The organism is Robiginitalea biformata HTCC2501 (assembly GCF_000024125.1).
Taxonomy (GTDB): domain Bacteria; phylum Bacteroidota; class Bacteroidia; order Flavobacteriales; family Flavobacteriaceae; genus Robiginitalea; species Robiginitalea biformata.
In genome coordinates this window covers 1,594,982-1,621,518 of the sequence record NC_013222.1, presented here as the reverse complement: position 1 = coordinate 1,621,518, position 26,537 = coordinate 1,594,982, and the positions used below count along the sequence as shown (strand labels likewise).

25 protein-coding genes and 2 tRNA genes are annotated in these 26,537 nt (G+C 55.9%); 9 read left to right on the top strand and 18 right to left on the bottom strand.

Translation table 11 applies throughout. The annotated features are described in order from the left end of the window. Positions 1 to 144 precede the first annotated feature (144 nt). On the top strand, positions 145 to 1,962 hold the full coding sequence (locus RB2501_RS15775) for a serine hydrolase (protein ID WP_015754101.1): 1,818 nt from the start codon (positions 145 to 147) through the stop codon (positions 1,960 to 1,962). Between the two features lie 6 nt (positions 1,963 to 1,968). Here RB2501_RS15775 and RB2501_RS07180 read toward each other — a convergent pair whose 3' ends face one another. The 3 genes from RB2501_RS07180 to RB2501_RS07170 all read right to left on the bottom strand — a co-directional run bounded on the left by RB2501_RS07180 (position 1,969) and on the right by RB2501_RS07170 (position 5,428). Continuing rightward, positions 1,969 to 3,303 (bottom strand): YfcC family protein, encoded by a 1,335-nt coding sequence (locus RB2501_RS07180; RefSeq protein ID WP_015754100.1) that lies wholly within the window; start codon positions 3,301 to 3,303, stop codon positions 1,969 to 1,971. Positions 3,304 to 3,437: 134 nt separating this feature from the next. After that, positions 3,438 to 4,850, bottom strand: a complete 1,413-nt coding sequence (locus RB2501_RS07175) for an alpha/beta hydrolase (protein WP_148214310.1) — start codon at positions 4,848 to 4,850, stop codon at positions 3,438 to 3,440. Positions 4,851 to 4,909: 59 nt separating this feature from the next. Beyond that, the gene (locus tag RB2501_RS07170) at positions 4,910 to 5,428 is read right to left on the bottom strand and encodes a 5' nucleotidase, NT5C type (RefSeq protein ID WP_041327062.1); all 519 of its coding nucleotides are present in this window, start codon (positions 5,426 to 5,428) and stop codon (positions 4,910 to 4,912) included. Between the two features lie 125 nt (positions 5,429 to 5,553). On the opposite strand from RB2501_RS07170, the gene RB2501_RS07165 reads away from it, so the two are divergent. Beyond that, positions 5,554 to 6,030, top strand: coding sequence for a hypothetical protein (locus tag RB2501_RS07165; RefSeq protein WP_015754097.1), 477 nt, complete (start codon positions 5,554 to 5,556; stop codon positions 6,028 to 6,030). 33 nt (positions 6,031 to 6,063) lie between these two features. Here the strand turns inward: RB2501_RS07165 and bglX are convergent, their stop codons facing one another. The 6 genes from bglX to RB2501_RS07135 form a co-directional block, all read right to left on the bottom strand. Further along, on the bottom strand, positions 6,064 to 8,355 hold the full coding sequence (gene bglX / locus RB2501_RS07160) for a beta-glucosidase BglX (RefSeq protein WP_015754096.1): 2,292 nt from the start codon (positions 8,353 to 8,355) through the stop codon (positions 6,064 to 6,066). Between the two features lie 48 nt (positions 8,356 to 8,403). Beyond that, positions 8,404 to 8,679 (bottom strand): ATP-dependent Clp protease adaptor ClpS, encoded by a 276-nt coding sequence (locus RB2501_RS07155; RefSeq protein WP_041327588.1) that lies wholly within the window; start codon positions 8,677 to 8,679, stop codon positions 8,404 to 8,406. Positions 8,680 to 8,845: 166 nt separating this feature from the next. Continuing rightward, the gene (gene prmA, locus RB2501_RS07150) at positions 8,846 to 9,679 is read right to left on the bottom strand and encodes a 50S ribosomal protein L11 methyltransferase (RefSeq protein ID WP_015754094.1); all 834 of its coding nucleotides are present in this window, start codon (positions 9,677 to 9,679) and stop codon (positions 8,846 to 8,848) included. 17 nt (positions 9,680 to 9,696) lie between these two features. After that, positions 9,697 to 10,449, bottom strand: coding sequence for a triose-phosphate isomerase (tpiA, locus tag RB2501_RS07145; protein WP_041327061.1), 753 nt, complete (start codon positions 10,447 to 10,449; stop codon positions 9,697 to 9,699). A gap of 12 nt (positions 10,450 to 10,461) precedes the next feature. Beyond that, positions 10,462 to 12,153 carry a BT_3928 family protein gene (locus RB2501_RS07140; protein ID WP_015754092.1) on the bottom strand — a complete coding sequence of 564 codons (1,692 nt, stop codon included), beginning with the start codon at positions 12,151 to 12,153 and terminating at the stop codon, positions 10,462 to 10,464. Continuing rightward, positions 12,150 to 12,710: a DUF1599 domain-containing protein gene (locus RB2501_RS07135; RefSeq protein WP_015754091.1), complete on the bottom strand. Its 561-nt coding sequence runs from the start codon at positions 12,708 to 12,710 to the stop codon at positions 12,150 to 12,152. The genes RB2501_RS07140 and RB2501_RS07135 overlap by 4 nt, the downstream gene beginning before the upstream one ends. 100 nt (positions 12,711 to 12,810) lie before the next feature. On the opposite strand from RB2501_RS07135, the gene folP reads away from it, so the two are divergent. Genes folP through RB2501_RS07120 form a run of 3 tightly spaced genes read left to right on the top strand, consistent with a single transcriptional unit; the run spans position 12,811 to position 15,280 of the window. Then, a complete protein-coding gene (gene folP / locus RB2501_RS07130) occupies positions 12,811 to 13,641 on the top strand; it encodes a dihydropteroate synthase (RefSeq protein WP_015754090.1) in 831 nt (276 codons plus the stop codon). Positions 13,642 to 13,700: 59 nt separating this feature from the next. Then, positions 13,701 to 14,486: a diadenylate cyclase gene (locus RB2501_RS07125; RefSeq protein ID WP_015754089.1), complete on the top strand. Its 786-nt coding sequence runs from the start codon at positions 13,701 to 13,703 to the stop codon at positions 14,484 to 14,486. 11 nt (positions 14,487 to 14,497) lie between these two features. Next, entirely contained in the window at positions 14,498 to 15,280 is a 783-nt protein-coding gene (locus tag RB2501_RS07120; protein ID WP_015754088.1) for a DUF3667 domain-containing protein, read from the top strand. Positions 15,281 to 15,314: 34 nt separating this feature from the next. Here RB2501_RS07120 and RB2501_RS07115 read toward each other — a convergent pair whose 3' ends face one another. The 5 genes from RB2501_RS07115 to RB2501_RS07090 all read right to left on the bottom strand — a co-directional run bounded on the left by RB2501_RS07115 (position 15,315) and on the right by RB2501_RS07090 (position 19,991). Next, positions 15,315 to 17,084 (bottom strand): ABC transporter ATP-binding protein, encoded by a 1,770-nt coding sequence (locus RB2501_RS07115; RefSeq protein WP_015754087.1) that lies wholly within the window; start codon positions 17,082 to 17,084, stop codon positions 15,315 to 15,317. After that, positions 17,065 to 17,826 carry a tRNA pseudouridine(38-40) synthase TruA gene (gene truA, locus RB2501_RS07110; protein ID WP_015754086.1) on the bottom strand — a complete coding sequence of 254 codons (762 nt, stop codon included), beginning with the start codon at positions 17,824 to 17,826 and terminating at the stop codon, positions 17,065 to 17,067. The genes RB2501_RS07115 and truA overlap by 20 nt, the downstream gene beginning before the upstream one ends. 111 nt (positions 17,827 to 17,937) lie before the next feature. After that, positions 17,938 to 18,435 (bottom strand): metallophosphoesterase family protein, encoded by a 498-nt coding sequence (locus RB2501_RS07105; RefSeq protein WP_015754085.1) that lies wholly within the window; start codon positions 18,433 to 18,435, stop codon positions 17,938 to 17,940. A 222-nt stretch (positions 18,436 to 18,657) separates the two neighbouring features. Beyond that, the gene (locus RB2501_RS07100; protein ID WP_015754084.1) at positions 18,658 to 18,984 is read right to left on the bottom strand and encodes a YegP family protein; all 327 of its coding nucleotides are present in this window, start codon (positions 18,982 to 18,984) and stop codon (positions 18,658 to 18,660) included. A 596-nt stretch (positions 18,985 to 19,580) separates the two neighbouring features. Continuing rightward, positions 19,581 to 19,991 (bottom strand): DUF4293 domain-containing protein, encoded by a 411-nt coding sequence (locus RB2501_RS07090; protein WP_015754083.1) that lies wholly within the window; start codon positions 19,989 to 19,991, stop codon positions 19,581 to 19,583. Between the two features lie 318 nt (positions 19,992 to 20,309). On the opposite strand from RB2501_RS07090, the gene rho reads away from it, so the two are divergent. The 4 genes from rho to RB2501_RS07070 all read left to right on the top strand — a co-directional run bounded on the left by rho (position 20,310) and on the right by RB2501_RS07070 (position 24,295). Continuing rightward, positions 20,310 to 21,995 (top strand): transcription termination factor Rho, encoded by a 1,686-nt coding sequence (gene rho / locus RB2501_RS07085; protein ID WP_015754082.1) that lies wholly within the window; start codon positions 20,310 to 20,312, stop codon positions 21,993 to 21,995. A 148-nt stretch (positions 21,996 to 22,143) separates the two neighbouring features. Continuing rightward, positions 22,144 to 22,830: a hypothetical protein gene (locus tag RB2501_RS07080; RefSeq protein WP_015754081.1), complete on the top strand. Its 687-nt coding sequence runs from the start codon at positions 22,144 to 22,146 to the stop codon at positions 22,828 to 22,830. Between the two features lie 20 nt (positions 22,831 to 22,850). Next, a complete protein-coding gene (locus tag RB2501_RS07075) occupies positions 22,851 to 23,555 on the top strand; it encodes a hypothetical protein (protein WP_015754080.1) in 705 nt (234 codons plus the stop codon). A 2-nt stretch (positions 23,556 to 23,557) separates the two neighbouring features. Further along, entirely contained in the window at positions 23,558 to 24,295 is a 738-nt protein-coding gene (locus tag RB2501_RS07070; protein WP_041327059.1) for a hypothetical protein, read from the top strand. Positions 24,296 to 24,372: 77 nt separating this feature from the next. On the opposite strand, the gene rpsT is transcribed toward RB2501_RS07070, so the two are convergent. From rpsT to proS, 4 genes are all read right to left on the bottom strand, one after another. Then, entirely contained in the window at positions 24,373 to 24,624 is a 252-nt protein-coding gene (gene rpsT / locus RB2501_RS07065) for a 30S ribosomal protein S20 (RefSeq protein ID WP_015754078.1), read from the bottom strand. 34 nt (positions 24,625 to 24,658) lie between these two features. Continuing rightward, positions 24,659 to 24,733: transfer RNA gene (locus RB2501_RS07060), tRNA-Glu, on the bottom strand. A gap of 54 nt (positions 24,734 to 24,787) precedes the next feature. Beyond that, a tRNA-Glu gene (locus RB2501_RS07055) sits at positions 24,788 to 24,859 on the bottom strand. Between the two features lie 122 nt (positions 24,860 to 24,981). Further along, positions 24,982 to 26,457, bottom strand: a complete 1,476-nt coding sequence (proS, locus tag RB2501_RS07050; protein ID WP_015754076.1) for a proline--tRNA ligase — start codon at positions 26,455 to 26,457, stop codon at positions 24,982 to 24,984. Positions 26,458 to 26,537: the final 80 nt, after the last annotated feature.

Sequence of the window (26,537 nt, the reverse complement as noted above, 5' to 3'; positions counted from 1 at the left end):
CGACTGCCATCGAATTTTCCGTGGAAACCCTTGCGAAACACCCGTATAACAAGCGAATGACAGCCAGATGACATTGAAATGTCGTGGTGCTGTCCGGGATGGGGAAGTAGCTTTGCGGAGACGAAACCCCGTAAAACGAATAGTATGACACTTGGCGAAAACTTAATCTACCAACGCAAAAAACAGGGACTCTCCCAGGAGGAACTCGCGGGCAAAACCCAGGTTACGGTACGAACCATCCAGCGGATCGAAAAGGGGGACGTCAACCCCCACCTGCAAACCGTAAAACTCCTGGCCGCCGCCCTCTCCGTGGAGGTGGAAGACCTGATGCCAATCGACAACCCCCGGGAGGAAACCATTCAGGCCAAATGGCTCCTCCTGATACACGCCACCCCCCTATTGGGGTTGTTTATCCCGTTCCTGAATGTCCTGTTGCCGCTTTTCCTCTGGATCCACAAGCGGGAAGACCACCCGCTATACTACCGGCACGGGGCACAGGTGATCAACTTCCAGATCACCGTCCTGCTCCTCTACCTGGCATCTTTTGCCGCCCTGCTGACCTGGGAAGGCTACGGGTTCGTTTTCTTCATTACCGTAATCCCACTCTGCATCGCCATCACCTTTGCCAACATCATCTATGCGCTTCGATCCCGCAAATGCTTCTACCCGGCCATCCCCTTCCTGGGCAGCGGAAGGAAAAAAACGCTGAAAACCATCCTGCTTGCAGGGTTTGCGCTTACTACCCAGTCCCTCCCTGCACAAGGCCAGGCACTAGCCGGGCAATGGGATGCCAACCACCGGGCAGGCACAATTGAAAGGTTGGACGGCATCCGGCGGTCCAAGGCTATCGAACGACTGGATGGCAGCCGGATTTCCGCGGCCGAACTTACGCGACAGATTAAAGAGCTGGCCGAAGCCGGGGGCGTAACCGGATTGGCAGTTGCCGTTTTCAATGAGGCAACCCCGGTATACCAGGAAACATTCGGGTACCGGGATGCCCCGCGGGGGCTGCATTTGGAGGTCGGATCAAATATGTACGGCGCCTCCCTGAGTAAGGCGGTTTTTGCGGTCCTGGTCATGAAATTAGTCGAAGAGGGGGTGATTGACCTGGATACGCCCCTGGAGTCCTACCTGCCTAAAAAAATCCATGAATACACCCCGCAGACCAAATGGCACGATGATTATTCCAACCTGGAAGGCGATACGGTGTATCCGGCTATCACGGCCCGCATGTGCCTGGCCCATACGAGTGGGTTCCCCAACTGGCGCTGGTTTGAACCCGACCAAAAATTGCGGGTTCACGGGACACCCGGGGAGGAGTACCGGTATTCCGGGGAAGGCCTGGTCTACCTGCAGGTGGTCCTTGAAAAAATCACCGGGCAGCCGTTGGAGGAACTGGCCCGGGAGTACATCTTTAAACCCCTGGGCATGTCGGATACCGCCTATTTATGGAAGGAACCATTTGCCCGAAACTACGCCGTAGGACACCGGGCAGACGGGACCGCCTATAAAAAGGATACCGACAACGAACCGCGCTCGGCCAGTACGCTGGAGACCACCCCTGCGGATTACGCCCGGTTCCTGGAAGGCGTACTGAAGCGGGAGATCCTGCAACCTGAAAGCTGGGGGCGGCTGTTCAGCCGGCAAATCCGGATTCGCTCGGTCAAACAATTCGGGGAAGGCGCCAGAGAGCAAACGGACCGGTACGACGGGATCGGACTCGGGTATGCCATGGGCTGGGGCTACCTGGAAACCCCGCACGGGCCCGGGCTATTTAAGGAAGGCCACGGGAATGGCTTCCAGCACTACACCATCGTCTTTCCCCGGGCCGGTAAAGGCATAATGATCCTGGCCAACAGCGACAACGCAGAAGGGATCTTCAGGGACCTGTTGCATCTGGCGCTGAAAGACACCTACACCCCCTGGAGGTGGGAGGGTTATATCCCGTTCTACGATCGCTGATCCGGCTCAGGCGTATCCGATCTGGATGGCCGTGATAATGGCGGCCCCACCCAGGGCAAAGAGCAGCAGGACCGGCTTCCAGATAAACCGGATCCACTTGTCATAGGAAATACCCGCCACCGCCAGGATGCCCATAAGCGCCCCATTGGTGGGTACAATCAGGTCCATATTCACCGCCCCGTACTGGTAAGCCAGCACGCAGGTCTGCCGGGAAATCCCGATCAGGTCCGATAGCGGGGTGAGGACCGGCAGGGTCAGTACGGCCTGACCGGAGTAGCTGGGAACCGGGAAATGCAACAGTGCCTGGGCGCCATAGATCCCCAGGGCAGAGATACCCTGCGGCAGGTCCTGCAGGGGGGTAAACAGTCCGTAGACCACACTGTCAATAACCTTCCCGTTCTCCAAAAGGATGGTAATACTTTGCGCCAGCCCGATAACCACCCCGGCAAATATCATCTCCCGGAACCCCGCGGCGAAAGCACGGCCCGTACCGTTCAGGCCGAGCTTCCCGACCAGTCCGGCAACAACCCCCAGGCCGAAAAATGCCGCGGACAATTCATTGAAGTACCACCCCCATTGCAACATGCCGTAGGTGACCCAGACAAAGGTGGCGACGAGCAGGCACAGGATCAGGATACTCCCCGGGGTCAGCCGGTTGCCCTCCGTTTCGATGGCCTTTTTCGGCACCCGGTTATTCCGGGCATACCGGACCATCGCCCCCGTCCAGAGCACAAAGGCGAGCCCCAGGACGACCAGGCGAAACCCGCTGCCTGAAAGCAGCGGCAACTCGGCAGCCTCCTGGGCAATAACAACGGCAAAAGGGTTGATCGGGCTGAATGCCGCCCCCAGGACGGCCGAACCATAACTGATGCCCAGGGCTGCAAAGGCGTCATAGCCCATCGAGCGCGCAAACAGGATCAGGATGGGGGCCAGGGCAATAATTTCTTCCTGCAGGCCAATGGTGGCGCCGGCTGCGGCAAACAAAAGGGATACCAGGACCAGGGCCATTACTTCGCGACCTTTGAGCAGGTCCACGACCCGCTGCAACCCCTGCCCGAGGGCCCCGGTTTTTTCAATGACATAAAAGCTCCCCCCTATCAACAGGATCAGCACAATCAGGTCGGCCCGGGCGATGATCCCTTCGGGGATTGCCAGCAGCAGGTCGAATACCCCCGGGGCATCTGCCTCGATCTGCTTATACGAGCCGGCCACCACCTGGGTATTGCCGGTCTCCGGGTCGGTGATTCGCGCAAAAACGCCTGAGGGAATGATATAGGTAAAGATCCAGGCCAGGAGGATGCCCCCCAGCATGATCACCAGGGTATCCGGAAATCGTTTCATCGGTTGGTTGGTTTGTTCTTACTGTCAGGCAATTCGATTCCCGGAATACCGCTACGGGTCAGGCCGGGCAACAGGGAAGTTATGGAAAATATTCGAACGGCCGCCGGCATGGGCCGGATATTCACCGACTCCGACTATTCCTCATAGAGGTTCAGGCAGGAGGTGTCCGGCAGAGTATGCGGATCCCTCATAAAATTGCGGATAACCGACGCCTTGCATTCCTGGTTGCCACCGCCGTGGCCGCCTTCATCGAGGATGAATAGGTGGCCGTTGCTGAGGTCCTCCAGGAAGAGGTAGCCGTTCGCAGGGGGGGTGACCGGGTCGTAGCGATTCACAAAGAGAAGGGTCGGTACAGCCGAAGGTTCGAATTTGCGTTCGGGCATGGGCAGCAGGGCCTGGTGCCAGTCCATCCCGGCCCTGTAGAAGGCGTCGAAGAATCCCAGGGGAACAGGGATCAGCGGATAGGCTTCATAAGCGGCATCCAGTTCCTCCCCGGTATTCCCCGGGTTGAAATTTTCAAACCGCTCCACAGACAAGAGCATGCTCAGGTTCAACCCGCCGGTGAGTTCGTATTCAAAATCGAGTACGTCCCGGAGGACGGGCCCGCCTTCACCCTGCAGTTCCCGGATCAATTCAGGGGCTTTTTCCCGGGCATTGTCCTGGTAGAGCAAACGGCGGAGCAGGTAGACCCCGTCCTGGGCATTCACCCAAAAATCCAGGGAATCGCGGAAAATGACCTGTAAGGGTTCTTTTTCGAGTTTCGCGATGGCCGCCAGGTAGTCGGCCTCGAGATCCGGGTATTGTTCATTACATGCTTCTTTTTCCCGGCAATAGGAGAGGATGCGGCCCAGGGAGAGCGAATAACTATCCAGGCGATTTAGCAGAAAATCCCCGCTCAGGGGAGCCGGTGAGTCCAGTATGGATGCGGCAATCCGGTCCGGGTACATATCCTGTACGATGCGTGCAAGCCGGGTCCCGTACGATCCGCCGAAGAGGATATACCGTTCGTATCCAAGGTGGTCGAACAACCGGCCAACATCACGGGCACTCTGGAGGCTGTTGTAGAATCGCGGCCGGATCCCGGCACGCTTGCATTTCTCCTGGTATTCGGAGATCATGGCAGCTGTGAGCCCCAGCTCTTCTTCCGGGTTGGCATTTGCCGCCAGTACATCGAAGGAAGCAAATGACATATCCGGGAGGGGGGAAGACAACCCAATGCCCCGCTGGTCGAACAACACGATATCCCGGTCCTGCAGGAACGGGTGGTTTTGCATGAAACCCACCAGGCCCGGTACCAGGGAATTACCCCCGGGCCCCCCTGAGAAAAATACGATAGGCGGAACCCCCGAATCGCCGGACGGCGACTGGATGACGGCATAGGTGATCGCAATCTGCCTGCCACCGGGTTCATCGTGGTTTTCCGGGACGGTCAGCTCCCCGGCCGCAATTCCTTCCATGCCCTGGAGCCATTGGGCTGGAGGCTGGCTATAGCCCATTACCCCTGCAAGCAGCAAGCAGGCTGCCAATAAATTCAGTAGTCGAAGCATGTGCGTGGAAATTGGTTCGTCCCCCGTTCTATTCTACTAAAGATAAAGAATTTATGCCGCTATAGCAGTTTAGCCCGGACCTCCTGCCAATTATCCGCCCGCTCAAACCCGGTAGTGTGGATGTTGTGCGGGGAAGTAAACAAGATACTCCGCCCCTGGAACTTCTCCAGGTTGTGGCTTCGGTCGTCGATGAGTACGTCCCCGCGCAGGATGTGCTTGTCCCCGCAAAGGATCCGGTTGCGCCAGTGGATAAAAGGGAAATGTTCGTCGAGCCATTCGTGTTTCTCTTTCAGGGAATCCGGGAACTGCATAGCGGCTGAGGCAATATAGACCTGGTGCCTGGACACGATTTCTTCCAGCACCTCCCGGCTGTCGGGAAGCGGTCGGAGGTCACGAAAAAAACCGGGTTCGAAGTAATGTTGCCACAGGGTTTCCCGGTGTTCGGGAATTTGCTGCCAGACTTCGCCCCCCATGCACTGTTCCCTGCTTAAGGTGGCGCCAAACCGCTTGTTGAATCGTTCGATGTGCGCCCCGTAGGTATCGGCCAGCACCTCATCCATGTCTACAAAAACAACCATCCTGATCTCGTTTTTTGCGAAGTACCATAAAATGTTGCGAAAGATCAAATGTCGCGTGCCTGGCCAACTTGGGAACAACTGTCAAAAACCGTATCTTGGTAGCTGCCTTTCGCTAAAAATTGCCTATGAAAAAGTATCTGTTTGTATTCGTGATGGCTGCCTGCGCCCTGGGTTGTTCCGACGATGACGGCGGCAGCGGGCCGGACCCGAACCTGGAACTGGTACCCGGAACCTGGGAACTGACCGAACTGCGCATCAGCCCGGCCCAGGACATTGACGAAGATGGAACGACCACCTCAAACATTCTGGATGAGTTGCCCTGCGTCAATGCGCGGATCACCATCCGAAGCGACAATACCTGGAGTTTTAGCGGGAATGACGTGATAATCACCACCATTACGGGCGGCCTCTTTAAATTCTTCTGCTCGGACCAAATCCGATTGGCTTCCGGCAACTGGGATCTGGTGGGAAACACGCTTCGTCTTGCCGACGGATCCGGGGTGGTAACCCAGTTTACCTTTGACAGCGAGGCGGAAACCCTCACCAATACCATTGGGGAGGTCCTGCCTGAATTACAGGCGGAAATTTATACAAAACAATAGCGCCCAACCACAGAATTACGCAGTTTTGGATGGCTATTCCGTCAGGGTGAAGTCTGCATGGAGGCTGGCCCGGGAACTTCCCCCTACATAGACACTGAACCGGCCGGGCTCCGCTTCCCACGTGCCACCTGCCGTATAATATGCCAAATCTTCAGCCGACAGCGTAAAGGAAACTTCCGCAGATCCGCCTGCTTCGAGGAATACTTTTTCAAAGCCCTTGAGTTCGCGAACCGGCCGGGCCCGGGAGCCAAAGTGATCCCGGACGTAGAGCTGGACAATTTCGGTTCCCGGCGTATCGCTGGCATTCTCGAGTCGAACGCTGACCTCCAGGGAACCCCCGGGCCGGATTTCCGTCGTTTGCAACTTTAAGTCGGCATAGCGGAAGTCCGAATAGCTCAACCCGTGCCCGAACGGATAGAGGGGTTCATTGACCTGATCGATATAGTGGGACCAGAACACCAGGTCGTTCCCCGGGTATTCCGGCCGGCCGGTGGCCAGGTGGCTGTAATACACCGGAATCTGCCCGACGGATTTCGGGAACGTCATGGGCAACTTCCCGCTTGGGTTGTAGTCCCCGTATAACACCTCGGCAATGGCGTGGCCGCTCTCCGTACCCAGGTGCCAGGCTTCCAGGATGGCCGGCACATGCTCAGCCGCCCAGTTGATGGTCAGCGGACGGCCGTTCATCAATACCAGGACGATATTCGGGTTCACCGCATGGACCGCTTCGAGCAACTCCTGCTGCAGGCCCGGCAGTCCGAGTGCGGCCCGGCTCCTCCCCTCCCCCGACTGAAAACCGTGTTCCCCAAGGACCATCACGACGGTTTCCGAGCTCCGGGCAAGTTCCACGGCGGCGGGGATCCCGCTCCGGTCGGTGGTATTGATTTTAGTTTCGAAGACAAAGGCAGTCTCCCCTTCTGCCAGGGGTACCCCCCGTTCATATGCCAGTGTATTTCCGCTATAGGCCTGCATCCCTTCCAGGACGGAAACCGCGGAATTCGGTTCGGCCGTTAGGCGCCAGCTGCCCAGGGGGCTGTCCTTATCCGATGCAAGCGGGCCGATCAGGGCAATGGAACCGCCATTTTTTGACAGGGGCAGCACACCTCCTTCATTCTTGAGCAAGACGATGGATTTTCGCGCCATATCCCGGACGGTCTCCAGGCGCGCAGGATTCGAGAGGATGCGTTTCTCCCGCTCTGCATCCGCGTACCGGTACGGGTCGGCAAACAACCCCAGGTCGTATTTCAATCCCAGAATTCGCAAAACGGCCTCGTCTACCAGGCTTTCCGGCACTTTGCCGTCCCGGACAAGTTCCGGCAGCTCCGTCAGGTACATACCGCTTTCCATATCCATATCCGAACCGGCTACCGCAGCCCGCAGAGCTGCTTCGTTCCGGTCGCGGGCGTAGCCATGGGGGATCATCTCTCCTATGGACCCCCAATCGGAGACCACAAATCCCTGAAAATCCCAGGCGGCCTTCAGGATATCCCGTTGGAGGAAGGCGTCGGCGGTTGCCGGGATACCGTTCAATACGTTAAAGGAGTTCATGACCGTCGCAGCCCCGGCATCCACCCCGGCCTGAAACGGCGGAAGCACCACGTTATACAGGGTGGACAAACCGAAATCGGCCGTATTGTAATCGCGCCCCCCTTCGGCAAAGCCATACCCTGCAAAATGTTTCAGGCAGGCCGCTATCGTCAGCGGGTCGGACAAATCGTCCCCCTGGAAACCGCGGACCCGGGCCACCCCAACCCGACTCCCGAGGTATGGGTCTTCCCCGGCACCCTCCATAACACGCCCCCAACGGGGATCGCGGGAAATATCCACCATGGGGGCAAAGGTCCAGTGAATCCCGGACGCCGCTGCTTCCCGGGCAGCGAGTTCCGCGGATTTCCGGATTGCCTCCAGATCCCAACTGGCGGCCTCGGCAAGGGGAATTGGGCTGATGGTCTTAAACCCGTGGATCACATCCTGCCCGAAAATCAGCGGAATGCCCAACCGGGTTTCTTTAACGGCTACCTCCTGGAGTTTACGGGTATCCGAGGTGTTGGTGATATTCAGCATGGAGCCCACCCGGCCACTCCGCAAGTCTTCGTATTTACGCTCGGCATCGCCGCCTTCCGGGACCGGCCCGGTGACATCCCAGAAACCGTTGTACTGGTTCATCTGCCCGACCTTTTCCTCCAGGGTCATCCGCGAGAGCAAATCCCTGATAAACGCATCCCGTGCGGTTGCAGCATCGGCTGACTGCCCGGCCGGTTGTTGCGAATAGGAAACGTTTGCAGTACAAAGTGTAAATAGCAGGAGAAAGGAAAGAGCGCGCATCGATCGTTGGTTTTTACCAAATATCGATAAAATATATCAGAATGGTTCTCAGACGATTTCGGCGCTCAGGCCAGCTTGCAGCAGTCGGGTGCATCGCGGTTTCAGGTCGCTGAATTCCCCTGTTTTAACGGTGCATTTGCCGTTGTGGTGTACGATCAGGGAACACTGTTCGGCTTGTTCGGGTGTATGCTCGCAGACGTCGATGAGGGTTTGGATGACGTGGTCAAAAGTATTCACCTCGTCGTTGAACAGCACAATTTCACTCAGGTGTTTTTGCTTGTCTTCTACCAGCAATTCTTCCTGCAAGCGTTCCTTCGTACTCATATCCAAGGGGTTTGATACGAATATAATAAAAAAAATTTCCCGCAATTCGTCGGGTTTGCGGATTTGCATTCCCCTCAAAAAAAGGGCTTACGGCAAAATGTTTTTGCAAAACATCCGGTGCCCCATTCCGAATCCGTCAGCAAGAGCCCTGTCGGTCGGCCCGAAATCAGAACTTCCCAAACCGGGCGGCAACCCAGTTTTCCCGTTCGCGGAAATCCTTGAATTCCAGCCCGTGGCGGGAAGCGGCTTCGCGGATATCCGGGAGGTCGGCCCGGTAAAACCCGCTGAGCAAAAGTTCCCCGCCTTCCCGCAGGGAGGTCGCATAGCCCGAAAGGTCCTCCAGAAGTATATTCTTATTGATATTCGCCAGGATACAATCGAAATCCCTGCCACGGATGGCCCGAACATCCCCGAGGACCGCCTCGATTTCCGGCACCCCGTTCCGGGCTGCATTCTCCCGGCAATTCTCTGCCGACCAGGGATCGATGTCCACGGCCAGGACGGGTCGGGCACCCCGCCGCGCAGCCAGGATGGCCAATACGCCTGTCCCGGAACCCATATCCAGGAGGGCTTTCCCATTCAGGTCCATGTCCAGGAGGTATCGGAGCATCAGCCAGGTGGTCTGGTGGTGGCCTGTTCCAAAACTCATCTTTGGGGAAATGACCAGGTCAAAATCCGTTCCGGCCGGCGGATCCGGGTGGAACGGGGCCCGCACCACGCACCGGTCGCCCACCTGGATGGGTTGATAATCCGCTTCCCAGAGCGCATTCCAGTTTTGCTGGGCCACCCGGGTAATCTCAAAGGAAGCTTCCCATTTCGGGGACGACCAGTAAGGTACCCCGGCCAGTGCCTGCTCATCCCAGTCTTCCTCCCGGATATAGGCCTTGAGCCCTGTGGGGGTTTCCTCGAAACTCTCAAACCCGAGTTCCCCCAGTGCCGCTATGAATATTTCCGAAGCCGGCTGCAGCGGTTTCAGGGTCAGGGAACAACAGATATACATAGGAACGGTTTACACACCTATCCGATGGCCTTGATAATGGCCACAAAGTCATCCGCCTTGAGGGAGGCCCCGCCGATCAGCCCGCCATCTACATCGGGCTTGGAAAAGATCTCGGCGGCGTTCCCGGGCTTGACGCTGCCGCCATAAAGGATGGAAACTTTCTGGGCCACCGCATCCGTGTAGGCGTCGGACACAATTTTACGGATAAATGCATGCATCTCCTGGGCCTGTTCCGGGCTGGCGGTTTCTCCCGTGCCGATAGCCCAGACGGGCTCATACGCCAGGACGATCCGCCCCCAGGCTTCCTCCGGCAGCTGGAACAGGGCGTTCTTCAACTGGGATTCTACCACTTCGAAATGCTTCCCGGCTTGCCGGTCCTTGAGCTCTTCCCCAAAGCAGAAGATGGTCCGCATGCCTTTTTCAATGGCCTGCCCCACTTTTTTGGCTAGCAAGTCGTCGTCCTCGCCAAAATACGCCCGCCGCTCGGAATGCCCGAGGATGACCGTATCTACCCCGATGCCGAGCAGCATATCCGCGGCAACTTCCCCGGTGTAGGCCCCGGAATCCGCAAAGTGCATGTTCTGGGCAATCGCCTCGATTTTAGAATGTTCCAGGCGCCTGACCGCTTCGGCCAGGTTGACGAATACGGGCGCGACCATCACCTCCGCCGAACAGTCCGGCAGCTTGGCGGCCAGTTCGTCCAGCAGGGCTTCCGACTCGGAGGCCGTTTTGTTCATTTTCCAGTTTCCGGCTACGATATTAGATCTCATTGCGTTTCGGTTTTATTGTTGGATGTTTTGTTTCGCCCACATTTCCCGGGCCTGTTCGATTGTATAGTTCCTGTACACAAAATCTTCGCCAAATAATTCCCTTCCATAATCTTCCAGGGGCTGGTCAAATCCTGCGGCCTTCCGGAGGCTGTCTACCTTCCCGGGTTGGGCCACGGGCCAGATCATATCAACTTTCTCCGGGGGGGAACCCATGTAAAATGACGTGCCCTGTGTCCCGTATATCTGGGGTTCTCCCTGCCTCATCAACTGGCGGTCCAGCATCATGGCATACAGGCGGAAAGGCAGCTCCCCGGCCCGCGCAGCCCCTTCGATCTGGGGCAGAAATTCATCGATTCGGTTGGAATGCTGGATTACGTACCACGCCGCTTTGGATGTTTCCCCGCCAACCTGACTCTTACCGGGGTAACCGTTGACCGCAATAACAGAATCGATCCAGGCGATGTTCGAACTGTCGATTTCCATTTGCAGGCCCCAGTTCGAGAAATCGCCCTGATGGGCCTCGGCCCGGTATTTCTGGTCGAGCTCCATGATGCTGTCAAGGCTTTTCTTCAGGGGCATGTTATACCGTGCCGCTTCCGTCAGGGGTTGCAGTTCCAGCTCCTCCAGGTCGTTGTAATGGAGCTTCTGGCGAATGATGCCCCGTTCGAGCCTGAGGACCCCCGGGTTGGAGCGCACTATGGTCTTCAGGGTAGTCTGGTCCGAAAAATAAAACGGGAAGTCCAGCCCGTTTGCGGCCTTGAGGGCATCGACCGCCTCCTGGGAGGAGGCCGACATGCCGATTACCGAATACCCCAATGCGGCCGCGGAATCCGTGTAGCGGGCGAGGGCTTTAAACGCCGGGGCATGGCTCTTGTCCAGGTCGTAGGAGATGACCATCAGCAGTTGCGGCCGGGTCAGGATTTCTCCGGCGTAGTCCACCCCTTCCCTCTCCAGGGTAAAATCGTGGATGGGAGGCTCGTAACCCGCCCGGATCTCACGGGTATCCGCCACTTCTACGAATTCCCCCTCCACCTCCGGGTATTCCCCATTGGTGGTGATAATTTGTTCTTCCCCGTCTATCCGGAACTTCCAGTCGTATTCGTAGACCGGGGCCGGGGCGTCTTCCGGGATGACCATCCCCTCCGGGATGCTGGCGCCAATATGGTAGGGCCTGAAATCGATCCAGGGAAGGTGGTTCAACACGTAGTTGGCAAACAGGATACAAGCCACCAGGGCCAGGGCAGTTGCCCCTGCCCGGAAGAGCCGGCTCCCTATCGGATTAATGTACTTACTGCCCGCCAGCAGAACCAGGATGAGCACCAGCAGGGCGACGTCCTTGTAAAAGGACTGCCAGGGCGTGAGTTTCAGGGCGTCCCCGAAGCACCCGCAATCCGTCACCTTGCCCGTCACGGCCGAATATAGCGTGAGAAACGTAAAGAATACGATGGTCGCCAGGAGCGTCCAGAGCGTGGGCTTGCGCAGATAGCCCAACAGCAGCGTCACCCCCAGTATGACTTCCAGGACCACCACAAAGAGGGCAATGGCCAGGGCATAAGGTTCCAAAAACGGCAGGTCCAGCACGGGTGGGCTGAAGTACTCCTCCAGTTTGAAGGAGAAGCCCACCGGGTCATTGAGCTTGATAAATCCGCTGACGATAAACAGGAGCCCGACCAGTACGCGGGCCAGGTGCACAAGGTATTTCATGCTTGATTGGGTTTTTCCGCGCTTTCTTCCAGATGGATCAGGGCAAAGACCGCATAGTTGATCATGTCCTGGTAATTGGCTTCCACTCCCTCGCTCACTTCGGTTTTCCCGAGGTTCGCTTCAATTTGCTTAACCCGCAGGAGCTTCTGCAATATCAAATCCGTCAGGGAGGAAATTCGCATGTCGCGCCAGGCTTCCCCGTAGTCGTGGTTCTTGGCTTCCATCAGCGCCTTGGTCCGGGCCACCTGAGCGTCGTAAAGGGAAAGGGCCTCCTCCGGTTCCAGGTCCGGCTGGTCGGCAACCCCACGGGACAACTGGATCAGGGCCATAATCGCATAATTCGTGATCCCGATAAATTCCGCCAGTTCCCCTTCGTCCACTTTGCGCTCCCCGTGCTCCTGCAGGCTGCGGATCCGCTGGGCCTTGATAAATATCTGGTCCGTCAGGGAGGGCAATCTCAGGATGCGCCAGGCAGCGCCGTAATCGTTCATCTTGCGGCGGAACAGGTCCCGGCACGTGGCGATGACAGCGTCGTAGGCTCTGGAAGTTTCCTTCATGGGTTGCTCGAATTTGCGTAATTTCGGCGGGTTAACGCACCTGTCAAAAGTACTGTTTTCACGGGATTTTTGCCGGAGCCGGGCCAAAAAACCTCGATTTATGACCATCTGCTGCAATGGAAAGCTGCTGGATCTTTCGACCCCGCGGATTATGGGCATCCTCAATTCAACCCCGGATTCGTTTTACGACGGCGGACGATTTGCAGACCCACGGGCAGCCATGCTCCGGGCAGAACAACTGCTGGGCGAAGGTGCCGACTTCCTGGACGTGGGCGGTTACAGCACGCGTCCCGGAGCGGGGCAGGTCAGTGAGAGCGAAGAACTCGGGCGCGTGGTCCCGCTGGTGGAAAAGCTGGCCCGGGAATTCCCGGAGGCGCGGATTTCGGTGGATACATTCCGGAGCCGGGTAGCCCGGGAAACCCTCGGGGCGGGGGCGGCCCTGATCAACGACATAACCGCCGGGGAGGCAGACCCGAAGATGCTGCCGCTGCTCGCTGAAAAACAGGTGCCTGTGATCCTGATGCACATGCGGGGTACCCCGGCCACCATGTCCGGGCTCACCGACTACGACCATTTGGTGACGGAGGTGCTCGAATACCTTTCCGGCCGGCTGCTGGCCGCCAGGGAACTGGGAATTGTCGATGTCCTCGCAGACCCGGGCTTCGGCTTCGCCAAGACCCGGGAACAGAATTTTGAACTCCTTGGCAAACTGCGGCATTTCGGGGTGTTGGACGTCCCGATCCTGGTGGGGCTCAGCCGGAAGTCCATGATATGGAAAACCCTGGGGATTACCCCGGACGAGGCCCTGAACGGCACTACCGCCCTGCATATGGCAGCCCTTTTTGGGGGTGCTTCCATCCTGCGCGTGCACGACGCGGCTGCCGCCAGGGAGTGCATCCACCTCTGGCAGGCAATCGGGAGCCCGCAATAGGCAGCGCAATCCCGTCGGTATTCTGGTAATTTTTCTACTTTTACAAAAAGCAGCGCGGATTGGACTTTTTAAACTTTCTGGATTTCGGCATCACCGACCTGATTGATATCCTGCTTGTCGCCATCCTGCTCTACTACTTCTACCGGCTCGTCCGCGGCACGGTAGCCATCAATATCTTTATCGGCATCGTGATCATCTGGGCCTTCTGGAAGTTTACCCAACTCCTGGATATGCGCATGACCAGCAGCATGGTGGGCGGCTTTATGCAGGTGGGCCTGATTGCCCTGATCATCGTTTTCCAGCAGGAGATCCGCAAATTCCTCCTGGTGATCGGCTCTACCAATTTCGCCAAGCAGCGTCGCTTTGTCAAACACTTCAAATTCCTGAAACAGGACGGCATCAGCCTGGCCCTGGATGTGGATGCCCTGATGGGTGCCTGTGAAAAAATGGGCAAAACAGGTACGGGAGCGATTCTGGTCATTGAGCGGGATACCTCCCTGGACTTTATCAAATCCTCCGGGGACAGCATGCAGATTGAAGTCAACCAGCCCATCCTGGAAAGTATTTTTTACAAGAACAGCCCGCTCCACGACGGGGCCGCCATCATCAAGGGGAATTACATCGTCGCCACCCGGGTCATCCTCCCGGTCTCCCGGGAGCGCTCCATCCCGCAGCGCTTCGGCCTCAGGCACCGGGCAGCCGTGGGGATCACCGAACGGACCGACGCCCTGGCCTTGGTGGTCAGCGAGGAAACCGGATTGATTTCCTATATCAAAAACGGGGAATTCGTCCTGTTCAAAGACCTCGAGGAACTCGGGAAAATGATCCGGAAAGACCTGACGTAACATCGCGCGAAATGAACTGTAAAAATTGCGATAGCAACCTGCGGACCGATTTTGCCTATTGCCCCACCTGCGGGGCGCGCGTTGTCCAGAAAAGGCTCACGTTCCGGAACCTGGCCGCTGACGTCTACGAACGCGTCTTCAACATCGACAACACGATTTTTCGGACCATCCGGGACCTGACCGTCCGCCCGGAACACGTCATCCACGCCTACGTTGCCGGAATCCGGCGCAAGTACATGAACCCGCTCAACTACCTGGGGCTGGCGATCTTTATTTCCGGGGCTATGTTTTATGCGATGCGCAAGTTTGCCATGGACAGGATCAATTTTGACATTTTCGGGACCGGGATGACCAACGCCGCCTCCGTGAAAATTATGGATGCCGTCATGGAATACAGCAGCTTCGTCTTCCTGCTCTATATACCGATTATCGGATGTTCCGGCTACCTCACCCTGAACAGGCAGGACTACAACCTGCCCGAATACATGGTAGCATCGTCCTATGCGCTGGCCCATATCTCCATCCTGACCTTTTTACCATCGCTTCTGATTATGCTATTCCTACCCGAACATTATATACAGTATTCCCTTATAATGATGCTCTTTATGTTCGGGTATTCGCTCTGGGCGTTCCTGCGGCTGGGCACCTATTCCCTGGCCTCCGGCCTGGGCCGGTCCATTATTTTCCTGCTGCTGTTTTTCCTGGGATACCTGGCCCTGTCACTCGGGCTGAACATGGTGTTCTTCCTTACGGGGGAAGTGAGCCTGGAGGATTTCAGGCCAATCGATAAATAATCGGATTGCCGGTTGTTCCCGGGAACGACCCGCCTCAGGCGAGTTCCTCCTCGGCCATAAACTGGGCCTCGTAGAGTTTGCTGTAGTAACCCTTCTTTTTGAGGAGCTCTTTGTGGGTCCCCGTTTCCACGATGTGTCCGGCATCCATCACTAAAATTTTATCCACTTTCTTCACCGTCGCCAGGCGGTGGGCAATGATGATGGAGGTGCGCCCCTCCGTGACTTTTTCCGTGGCCTTCTGGATGAGTTGCTCCGTGTAGGTATCCACCGAGGAGGTCGCCTCGTCCAGGACCAGGATGCCCGGGTTCCGCATATAGGCGCGCAGGAAGGCGATGAGTTGGCGCTGCCCGCTGGAGAGCATGCTGCCGCGCTCCTTCACATTGTAGCTATATCCCCCGGGCAGGCTGCTGATAAACTCGTGGACGCCGATGGCCCGGGCAGCCGATTCGATATCCTCCTGCGGGATCTCCGGGTCCTGGAGCGTGATGTTGTTGCCGATGGTATCGGCAAACAGGAAGACATCCTGGAGGACCACGGCGATGTTCCCCCGAAGCGAGGCCAGCTGGTACTCCCGGATGTTCGTACCGTCAATCCGGATTTCCCCGGACTGGATGTCGTAAAAGCGGTTGAGCAGGTTGATGATGGTGGATTTTCCCGCGCCCGTGGCACCTACGATGGCCACCTTCTCCCCGGGTTGCACGGAAAAGGAAATCCCGTGGAGTACTTCTTCGTCCGGCACATAGCTGAAATGCACGTCCTTAAATTCAATGGCGCCCTCCACGTGGTCCAGGTTAAGCGTTCCGGCGTCTTCTATCCGGCTCTCCGTATCCAAAATACCGAAAACCCTTCCGGCAGCCACCATGCCCATCTGCAGCGTATTGAACTTGTCCGCTATCTGCCGCAGCGGCCTGAAGAGCATTTCAATCAGCAGGATAAAACCGAAAATGATCCCCATGTTTTCGGTCTGGATATTTGAAATATTCTGCAAGCCTCCGTACCAGGCTACCAACCCGATAGCGATGGAAGTGACGATTTCTGCAATGGGGAAGAAAAAAGAGTTGTACCAGACGGTTTTCAGCCAGGCGTCCTGATGTTTTTTGTTGATATCCCGGAACTTCCGGCTTTCAGTTGCCTCGCGGTTGAACAGCTGCACGATTTTCATTCCGGTCAGGCGTTCCTGTACAAAGGAATTCAGGCGGGACACCTGAGCCCGCACTTCCGCAAAAGCGGATTTCATTTTCTTCTGGAATACCCGGGTAGCGTACAGGATAATCGGCAGGATGGCAAAGACGATCAAAGCCAGGCGCCAGTTCCAGATGAGCATCACCGCCGAGGCTGCCAGCATCTTCAACAGGTCTGCCACAATCATAAAGAAACCCTGGGAAAAGATTTCGCCAATCCGCTGCATATCGGCCACCGCGCGGGTAACCAATACCCCGATGGACGACTTGTTGTAGTATTCCATCCGAAAGCCCAGCATCCGCCTGAACAATTTCACCCGCATATCCCGGATGACGGACTCCCCCAACCAGTTGGCGTAATAAGTAAAGAGCAACTGGCAGACCACCTGCCCGATAAGCACGCCGAGCATTGCCAGGCACAGGTTGAGCAGATAGGGCTGGTCCTGGACTTTAATCGCGTTGTCGATGATCTCCCGGAGCAGCATGGGGGTCACCACGGCAAAAGCGGTAAGCAGGATGGCGGCAAATGCGGTTCCGAGAAAGGTGGCCCTGTAGGGACGGGTAAAAGCCATCACGCGCCTGAAGAGCGTCAGATCGAAAGCTTTACCGGTTTCTTTGGCCATGGAGAAAAAGAGTATCGGGATACGTAATACGCGTCAAATATAGGCCTTTTGCAGGTACGGAAACCCCCGCCTCGGATCGATCCTGGCTTTTTATAATTGTCTTAACACCCTCTGCATCCAGGCGGCCCTTCCCTACTTCCAGCAGCGTCCCCACAACCGCCCGCACCATGTTCCGGAGGAAACGGTCTGCTGAAATGGTAAATACCCAGACGCCGTCGCCTTCCTCCCAACGGGCTTCCCTCAGGTCGCAATTGTAGGTCTTAACATCGCTTTTGGAACGGGAAAACGCTTTAAAGTTCCCGTACCCGAGCATGGAAGCGGCCGCACGATTCATGGCCCCAAAATCCAGCTCCCCCTGAAACTGATAGGCGAGACCCTCCCGGAACGGATCCTTTTCCCGCACCAGGTGGTATTCGTAGGTCCGGCCGGTGGCGTCGAAACGGGCATGGGCATTGGGCGCCACCTCGTAGACTCCTTTCACCGCGATGTCGGCAGGGAGGAAGGCATTCAGGCGGTGGACAAAGCCGGACGGCAGCGCAGCATCCCGGTCAAAATGGGCGAACAATTGGCGCGCATGCACCCCGGCATCCGTTCTCCCGGCTCCGACCAGGTCGATGGGGCCGTTCCCCAGCAGTTTTCCCATACGGTCCTCGAGGATTTCCTGTATGGCGAGGGCATTGGGCTGCTTTTGCCATCCGTGATAGGCAGTACCGAGGTAGGAAATTTCCAGGAAAAATCGCATGCGTTGAATCAATTTCAAATCAAAGATAGGAAGTTCCGAAATGGATCGGGGCCTGCCGGGCCTTTGCAGCCTGAGAGGTTATCTTGTAAATGGGGCGGGGTGGGACACCCCCTACCCCCGCTTCCCGAGCTCAATCACCTCCAGATCCCGGATATCGGTCCCGTCGATGGCAAAGCGCAGCATCGTCCGCACCTGGTGGAACCCCGCCTTGCCGCAGGCCCCCGGGTTCATATGCAAAAGGTCCAGGTCCTTGTCGAACTGCACCTTGAGGATGTGCGAATGGCCGCTGATAAAGAGTTTGGGCGGGTCCCGCCTGATTTCCTCCCTGACGCGCGGCTCGTACCGCTTCGGGTACCCACCTATATGGGTGATCCAGACCGGGACCTCCTCGCACATAAAACGAGCGTCCAGCGGGAATTCCCCCCGTACCTCCTTGCCGTCGATATTCCCGTACACCGCCCGGACGGGCCTGATTGCCCGGAGGGTATCTGTAATCCGCAGCGAACCGATGTCCCCGGCATGCCAGATCTCATCCGCTTCCCGGGCGTATGCACAAATGCGGTCGTCGATGTGGTTATGCGTATCGGAAAGCAACAGGATGCGGGTCATGCGTGCAGAATCGGTTTGGAAAATTTGGAGTGCAAAAATAGGAATTTGCAGCGCATCGGCGGAGTACCGGGTCTGCTATTCTGGGTTGGGGTCCTGCGGTATCGACAAACATTGCCGGCAGGGCAATCAAGCGGTTACCAATAAAGAAAGGAAGCAAAATTGCTTCCTTTATCCATTTGTCAGGGACGGGTTTTGCCTCCCATCCCGTTGGCCTGTCACGGATTATGCCTCAACGACGTCTGCTCCCGGTGCATTTTTCTTGACGGATTGAATCCCGTTTTCCATGGCGCTGGCGCTGGAATACATCTGGCTGGACCCAATCACCTGGCCGTTGGCGGCTTTCAGATTGAAAAAAGGTTTTCCGCTGCTGGATTGGTCCCGCTCGAACATGGCATCGTTCTGCGAATTCTTTTTGACCGACTCGATGCCGTTCTCGCAAGCTTCCTTGGAACTGTATCCCTGGCTGCTCAAGATCACCTGCCCGTTTCCGGATTTCAGGTTAAAGCGGTATTTCCCCGCTTTGTCTGTTTTGACTTCAAATTTTCCCATTGTATACGTTTTATTGGTTCAATTTACTAAAAACTATAGTTATACTCAATTACTTTTTTCACACCAACCTCTGCAAGGGTTCCTTATGCTCAAATCTACAGCCAACGGAAGGATTGCAAGCTGATATTTATCAGGGGGCGCAAGAATTATTTGCCTTCGGACTATTGTCCTATCTTTCAGGTAAATCCACCATGCTTGGGCAAGCCATTTGTACTCTTAATGCTTTTATTTTTGATCGCGGCAGACCTCATTGCGCAACCTGTCCCGGGTACGTACACTTCAAAAATTGGCATGCAGTTGCACCGGATCCGGATATCCGCCGATTCCACTTACGAACGCAGCTCATACATAGAACTGGCACATGGGGTACACCGAAGCCGCGGGTTCTGGTTCCTCCATGGGGACACGGTGATCCTTAAGCAGGCCTCCTGGGGCGCCGAATATTCCAGCCATAATCCTCGGTCTACAGGTTGGAAATCCCATCTCCGGAGTAGCGGGATGCCTGCACATGACCCATACGCTGCCAGGCACCAAAATGCAAGAACCCCGGCATTGCTGCCGGGGTCCATCGCACTAATACTACTAAGATAAAAGGTCTACCGCAACCGGTCCACAGATTTTACGAGGTCCTCATCCCGCTTGATTGCCCTGTTGGCCAGGACTAAAAAAACGATAGAAAAAACGGGGATGAGCATCCCAATACCCTTCTCTGAAACCTGGGTTTCTCCGGATAGATTTAGTGCCCGGATTACGAAGAATCCTAGTAAAAAAAGGTTCAGCAGCATATTGAAACGATTCAATACGAACTGTGATTTTCTGTTTTTAAACCGCAGCATGGAAACAACCGCCAACAGGGCCGATGCGTAAAACGCAAGGGAGATCCACAATTCGCCCTGTGCGTAGACCGCGGTGCCGTCGCTCTGTGTCCAAAGATTCACCCAGAACGGCAGAACCCCGGTGGCCAGTGCCACCAGCAGCAAATAAACCGTCTGGATGCGTTGTATCATATCTATGAACTAAGCGTAACGGACAGCAAAAATAAACAGAATCCTGCGAAATGGATGCAATATCCGGTTCAAATCTTCCGCAACAACGCTGCCGTTCTGCTAACCGCTTCAACCCCAGCCCAAAGCTTATGGCAGAGCTGCTATTTCCAGCGGTAAATTGCTGAATTATTGAAAAATATTTCGTAATATTGCAAAGTTATTAGTTATAGCACCTACCAAGCGGGCATTCTGGCCCAGGCAATATCCGAATAACACTTCTTCAATCCTACTTACTTATAACAGTACTGGATCCATCGTATAACCTATTTTATTTCTTACATGTTTGAAATCTCCGAATTGAAGGCTAAGAAGCTTCCAGAGCTTCAGGACATAGCTAAAAACCTGAATGTCCCCAAATACCGCAGCCTCAAAAAACTCGATCTGGTCTACCAGATCCTGGACCTCCAGGCTTCCAATCCTGCAGCCGTCCGCGAGCACGCCCAGGAAGCAACTGCCGAAGACAACAAAGATACCCAAGGCGCCGATGACGCCTCCAGGGATTCCGGCAAACCCCGCCAGAACCAGCGCGGTCGCTCCCCCAAAAAAGACAGCGGATCGTCCCGCCACAAAAGCAACGGGCAGGAGTCCGAGGCTCAGAAAGAAACCGGCGACAGCAGCGACAACAACGACAACAAAGACAACCGCAAGGACTCACGGAGTCGGCGGGGCGATAACAAAGACGATCGCCGGCGCGACAATCGCAGCAAGTCAAAGGGCGACGCCTCCTCCGACAACAAGGACCGCCCCAAGCGCGAGTCCCGTAAAAAGGATAATTCCGGCGGCGACAAGCGCAACAATGGCAATTACGACAATAGCCAGAAAAACAAGTACAAGCAGCCCGAATACGAATTCGACAGCATCATCGAAAGCGAAGGCGTCCTGGATATCATGTCCGACGGCTACGGTTTCCTGCGCTCATCCGATTACAACTACCTCTCGTCACCGGACGACATCTATGTGTCCCAGTCCCAGATCCGGCTGTTTGGCCTGAAAACCGGGGATACAGTCCTGGGGAACGTACGCCCTCCCAAGGAAGGCGAGAAATATTTTCCCCTGATCAAGGTGAATAAAATCAACGGCCTGGACCCCCAGGTTGTCCGGGACCGGGTTTCCTTTGAACACCTGACCCCCTTGTTCCCGAAAGAAAAATTCAACCTGGCAGATCGCCAGAGCAATATTTCCACGCGGATCATCGACCTGTTCTGCCCGATCGGAAAAGGCCAGCGGGGGATGATCGTCGCCCAGCCCAAAACCGGTAAGACGATGCTCCTCAAGGACATCGCCAACGCGATTGCCGCCAACCACCCGGAGGTTTACCAGATCATCCTGCTGATCGATGAACGCCCGGAAGAGGTTACCGACATGCAGCGCAACGTCCGCGGAGAAGTGGTGGCGTCCACTTTTGACAAGGAAGCCACCGAGCACGTTCGCGTGGCGAACATCGTGATCGATAAAGCCAAACGCCTGGTGGAATGCGGCCACGACGTGGTGATCCTGCTCGACAGTATTACCCGCCTGGCGCGGGCTTACAATACGGTGCAACCCGCTTCAGGGAAAGTACTCAGCGGGGGTGTGGATGCCAATGCGCTCCACAAGCCCAAGCGTTTTTTCGGGGCAGCCCGGAACATCGAAAACGGGGGCTCCCTATCCATCATCGCCACGGCCCTGACGGAAACCGGGTCCAAAATGGACGAAGTCATCTTTGAAGAATTTAAGGGTACCGGCAACATGGAACTGCAGCTCGACCGCCGCATCTCCAACCGCCGGATTTTCCCGGCCATCGACCTGGTGGCTTCTAGCACCCGTCGGGACGACCTGCTCCTGGACGATACCACCACGCAACGCATGTGGATCCTCCGGAAATACCTGGCCGATATGAACCCCATCGAGGCCATGGAATTCATGGAAAACCGCATCAAGCAAACCAAGAGCAACGAGGAATTCCTGATGACCATGAACGAATAAGGGCAACAGGCTCAAAATTCAGCCCCGGCGGTATCGTCGGGGCTTTTTTATGTATAATCGGCAGGGCTGGCTTTACGGATGGCATCAAAAAAACGGGGTTTTTATAGTAATTTTAGGTCGAGACATCAAACCATTTAAACATCTAGCCATGCCGCTTTCCCAGACTACCCGGAATTTTCAACGCTTCCAGATTTTTTCGTTTTTCCTGCTCCTCATCTTTGTTTCCTGCGGGGAGCAATCCGGCACCCCCCCGGGGGATGATCCCGGACAGCAGGAAATGGTAAATGCCCCGGAGGGCATTATTACATTGGAGGAAGCGCGGATCGATTTTGAACTCTACAGCAAGCGGCGCGCCCCGCTGATCCGCCAGTACGAGGATTCCCTGCTGCGGGCGGAAGGAGTGGATTCTGCATTTGCCGTTGCCCGTTATGTAGCCTTTGACTACGCCAACCTGAAGCAATATATGCAGTATATCGAGCAGGAGGCCCAAAAGGCGGGGACGGATATTTCGAGCCTTCGCGTGTATTTCGGAAACAACCCGGAAAGCGGCGGACACGTGCATCCCCGGCAGAATACCGTTTTCCTGGTCCCCGCGGCCCAACCCGACAAGGAACGCGATGAACAATTTGGCCTATATATCCGCCCGGACGGAACCGCAGGGTATCTGAGCCTGGATCTGCAGCCCGTGAAAGGCCAGGGTTCCGGGATGGATCAGGACGGCATGGAACGTTCGGAAGCTGCTTTCCTGTCGCTGCCCACAGCGCCGGCCACTCTCCAGGACGGGGGGAGCCTGATCATGAATTTTGGCGGGTCTGCGCCGCCGCCACACAACTAATACCTAATAGCGCCTGATATATGGAGGTCAACCCAATTTCGCTCCTGCTGAAATATCCGTTCCTCCCGGTTTATCTGGTCACCGTATTCCTGGCAATATGGAGGTACCCGCGCTATTTTGATACGCTGTTGCGGCTGCTTCCGGTGTTGTTTACCTATACGCTGGCCACTGAAATCCTGGGGATCATCACCTATGAATTTACGGAATTCAGCATTTTCCTGAATGAGTTCTTCAGTTATTACAACTGGTTGATATACAATGTCTACCTGTTGATCTTTTGCGGGTACTTTTTTTTCGTCTACTACCGGGTAATCCCCTGGCGGGCGGCGCGGACCGCAATCCTCATCGGCTCGACCCTCCTTGCCATTGCGGCACTAATCAACCCGCTGTACCAGAGCTTCCAGTATGAGGTCCAGCTGGGAACCTATATTACCGGGTCTGCTGTGCTGGTGGTTTCCTCAATGATGTACCTTATATACCGCCGGTCTGTTTCCGGGAGGGCATTTACCGACCGGGACCTGCTGTCGTGGATTTCTCTGGGCATCGCCATTTTCTATTCAGGGTTTATCCCGATAACCATCTATCGCAACATGCATGCACCCACCGGCCTGATGGACCCGGTGGTGGTAACCCGGATCCTGCAGGTGTTGATTTTTGTGATGTACGGGTGTATCTTGGTAGGCTTATGGCGGATGCGGCCTCAGCGCGTATTCCTGAGCAACTGAGATTGGAACTACTGGACGACCTTGCTGAATTTGTTTTTTTCGGGTTATACGCCCTGGTACTGGGCCTGGCCGTTTATCGTTTTCCCCGATATTACGATACCCCTGCGCGGTACCTGCCGGTCTTTTTTGCCTATACGCTGCTCACCGAAACGGTGGGGATCATCGTCAGGGACTACGATGCATTCAGTATCGTGATCCGGGAGATGTACTACAACAACAACTGGCTCATCTACAATATTTACAGCCTGGTCCTGGTTGTATTCTTTTACATCCTCTATCACCGGTATATCACGGCCCTCCGCATGGATTGGGTCAAGGCCGCCGGGCTCGGGCTATTTGTCGGGGTAAGTCTTTGGAATGCCTGGCAGCACGACTTTTCCACCGTATCCCAGGCCTATGCCTATACGGCAGGCGGGGTGTTGCTCATCGTTTCTTCTGCCGGCTATTTGTTTCAGGAATTCCACCTGGCGAACCGGGATTTGTTCTGGCGGGACCTGCTGGTTTGGATCAGTATCGGCCTGCTGGTTTTCCACCTGGGGTACCTGCCGATAAACCTGCACCGCTTCCAGGTGGCCGTCGGGGAGGCCGAATACGCGGCATGGACGCGGCCGGTACACCTGGCGTTGATCTATTGCATGTACGGCTGCTTCCTTGTGGGATTTATCCGGATGAAACGACTCCGAAAACCGGGTAATCGCAATCACGGCGGGAATGGGGGGAATAATGGATCGAGCCCTTAACCGGGGACACAAAACAAAAACCCCGTTTCGCAACGGGGTTGCGAAACGGGGTTCCAATTCGGTATCAAAAAGCGCTTTTACAGCCCGGCAACCTGCCTGGTAAGCTTGCTCTTGAGGTTGGCCGCTTTGTTGGAATGGATGATATTCCGCTTGGCCAGTTTATCAATCATGCTGACCACTGAGGGCAGAAGGGCTTCGGCGCTTTTCTTATCGGTCTCCGAACGCAACTTCTTGATTGCATTACGCGTGGTCTTGTGCTGATAGCGGTTGCGCAGACGCACAGATTCGTTCCTGCGGATGCGCTTTAATGCTGACTTATGATTTGCCATGAATTCTAAATTCGCTTTATAGTCTCTATTTTCCTGGTAGCCCGTAGGGGATTCGAACCCCTGTTACCAGGATGAAAACCTGGCGTCCTAACCCCTAGACGAACGGGCCGAATATTTCAAAGGGCGGTTTTCCCCGGCGGCAAAGCCGCTGAAAAACCATTTGTAGCCCGTAGGGGAATCGAACCCCTGTTACCAGGATGAAAACCTGGCGTCCTAACCCCTAGACGAACGGGCCATATTTCAGTAGGCGGCCGGCCGGCTTAACCGGCTGGTTGCCAAACGCACCTTGTAATTAGGCAGGTGCAAAAATACAATATTTTTTTTGCCTGCCAACAACTGGCAAAGTTTTTTTAAACCCTAATACGCTTTGGCAAAAAGCACCCGGTAGGGCGAGGGTTTCCCGGTTCGAATACAATTTCCCGGATCCGGTTTCGGGTCGAGCGGGATGCAGCGGATCGTCGCCTTGGTCTCCTCCTTAATCCGCTCTTCGGTCTCGTCGGTCCCGTCCCAATGGGCCGAAACGAACCCCCCGGTGGTGGCGATCACTTCCCTGAATTCCTCATAGGTATCCACCTCGGTGATGCCGGCATCCCGGAAGTCCTTCGCGCGCTGATAAATCGCATCCTGCATTTCGCCGAGCAGGTTGCCGATATACTCCTCAATGCCCTCTGCCGGGACCACTTGTTTCTCCAGCGTATCCCGACGGGCCACCTCAAAGGTGCCGTTCGCCAGGTCGCGCGGCCCCACACCCAGGCGTACAGGGACGCCCTTCAATTCGTATTCGTTGAATTTAAATCCGGGCTTATGGGTGTCCCGGTCGTCGTATTTTACGGAGATGCCCCGATCCCGGAGCCGGGCCGCCAACGGGTTCACCACGGCACTGATTGCCTCCAGTTGCTCCTGCCCCCTGTAGATGGGGACGATCACTACCTGTATCGGCGCCAGTTTCGGGGGCAGCACCAGGCCGTTGTCGTCGCTGTGCGTCATGATCAGCGCCCCCATCAGGCGGGTGGAAACGCCCCAGGAAGTTGCCCAGACGTATTCCTGCTGGCCTTCCGTATTGTCGAATTTCACGTCGAAGGCTTTGGCGAAATTTTGCCCCAAAAAGTGGGAGGTACCTGCCTGCAAGGCCTTGCCATCCTGCATCAGGGCTTCGATACAATAGGTTTCCACAGCCCCGGCAAAGCGTTCCCCGGCCGTCTTGGTCCCTTTAATCACCGGTACGGCCATATGCTCCTCGGCAAAGGTGGCGTAGACGTCCAGGATGGTTTCTGCCTCCGCAATGGCTTCGGCCTCCGTGGCGTGTGCCGTGTGCCCTTCCTGCCAGAGGAATTCTGCCGTCCGCAAAAACAGGCGCGTACGCATTTCCCAGCGGACCACATTGGCCCATTGGTTGATCAGCAACGGCAGGTCCCTGTAGGACTGGATCCAACGCCGGTAGGTATCCCAGATAATGGTTTCGGATGTGGGCCGGACAATGAGTTCCTCTTCCAGACGGGCTTCCGGGTCCACGACGATCCCGCTCCCGTCCTCGGCATTTTTCAGCCGGTAGTGCGTCACAACCGCGCATTCCTTGGCAAAGCCCTCCACATGGCTGGCCTCCTTGCTCAGATAGGATTTCGGGATAAAAATCGGGAAGTAGGCGTTCTGGTGGCCCGTATCCTTGAACATCTTGTCCAGGGCGGCCTGCATCTTCTCCCATATGGCGTACCCATAGGGTTTGATGACCATACATCCCCGTACGCCGGAGTTTTCGGCCAGATCCGCTTTTACCACGAGTTCATTATACCATTTGGAATAATCCTCGCTGCGCGTTGTTAGATTTTTACCCATTCAATGTAGTTTGGCACAACTATTGTGACTTTGTTAACGAAAATAGTTCGTCAAAACTAACTATTTTTAATATGTTCAAC

Coding starts and splice junctions, on each gene's coding strand:
- RB2501_RS15775 (WP_015754101.1), top strand. CDS start 145: ATGACACTTGGCGAAAACTTAATCTACCAACGCAAAAAACAGGGACTC.
- RB2501_RS07180 (WP_015754100.1), bottom strand. CDS start 3,303: ATGAAACGATTTCCGGATACCCTGGTGATCATGCTGGGGGGCATCCTC.
- RB2501_RS07175 (WP_148214310.1), bottom strand. CDS start 4,850: ATGCTTCGACTACTGAATTTATTGGCAGCCTGCTTGCTGCTTGCAGGG.
- RB2501_RS07170 (WP_041327062.1), bottom strand. CDS start 5,428: ATGGTTGTTTTTGTAGACATGGATGAGGTGCTGGCCGATACCTACGGG.
- RB2501_RS07165 (WP_015754097.1), top strand. CDS start 5,554: ATGAAAAAGTATCTGTTTGTATTCGTGATGGCTGCCTGCGCCCTGGGT.
- bglX (WP_015754096.1), bottom strand. CDS start 8,355: ATGCGCGCTCTTTCCTTTCTCCTGCTATTTACACTTTGTACTGCAAAC.
- RB2501_RS07155 (WP_041327588.1), bottom strand. CDS start 8,679: ATGAGTACGAAGGAACGCTTGCAGGAAGAATTGCTGGTAGAAGACAAG.
- prmA (WP_015754094.1), bottom strand. CDS start 9,679: ATGTATATCTGTTGTTCCCTGACCCTGAAACCGCTGCAGCCGGCTTCG.
- tpiA (WP_041327061.1), bottom strand. CDS start 10,449: ATGAGATCTAATATCGTAGCCGGAAACTGGAAAATGAACAAAACGGCC.
- RB2501_RS07140 (WP_015754092.1), bottom strand. CDS start 12,153: ATGAAATACCTTGTGCACCTGGCCCGCGTACTGGTCGGGCTCCTGTTT.
- RB2501_RS07135 (WP_015754091.1), bottom strand. CDS start 12,710: ATGAAGGAAACTTCCAGAGCCTACGACGCTGTCATCGCCACGTGCCGG.
- folP (WP_015754090.1), top strand. CDS start 12,811: ATGACCATCTGCTGCAATGGAAAGCTGCTGGATCTTTCGACCCCGCGG.
- RB2501_RS07120 (WP_015754088.1), top strand. CDS start 14,498: ATGAACTGTAAAAATTGCGATAGCAACCTGCGGACCGATTTTGCCTAT.
- RB2501_RS07115 (WP_015754087.1), bottom strand. CDS start 17,084: ATGGCCAAAGAAACCGGTAAAGCTTTCGATCTGACGCTCTTCAGGCGC.
- truA (WP_015754086.1), bottom strand. CDS start 17,826: ATGCGATTTTTCCTGGAAATTTCCTACCTCGGTACTGCCTATCACGGA.
- RB2501_RS07105 (WP_015754085.1), bottom strand. CDS start 18,435: ATGACCCGCATCCTGTTGCTTTCCGATACGCATAACCACATCGACGAC.
- RB2501_RS07100 (WP_015754084.1), bottom strand. CDS start 18,984: ATGGGAAAATTTGAAGTCAAAACAGACAAAGCGGGGAAATACCGCTTT.
- RB2501_RS07090 (WP_015754083.1), bottom strand. CDS start 19,991: ATGATACAACGCATCCAGACGGTTTATTTGCTGCTGGTGGCACTGGCC.
- rho (WP_015754082.1), top strand. CDS start 20,310: ATGTTTGAAATCTCCGAATTGAAGGCTAAGAAGCTTCCAGAGCTTCAG.
- RB2501_RS07080 (WP_015754081.1), top strand. CDS start 22,144: ATGCCGCTTTCCCAGACTACCCGGAATTTTCAACGCTTCCAGATTTTT.
- RB2501_RS07075 (WP_015754080.1), top strand. CDS start 22,851: ATGGAGGTCAACCCAATTTCGCTCCTGCTGAAATATCCGTTCCTCCCG.
- rpsT (WP_015754078.1), bottom strand. CDS start 24,624: ATGGCAAATCATAAGTCAGCATTAAAGCGCATCCGCAGGAACGAATCT.
- proS (WP_015754076.1), bottom strand. CDS start 26,457: ATGGGTAAAAATCTAACAACGCGCAGCGAGGATTATTCCAAATGGTAT.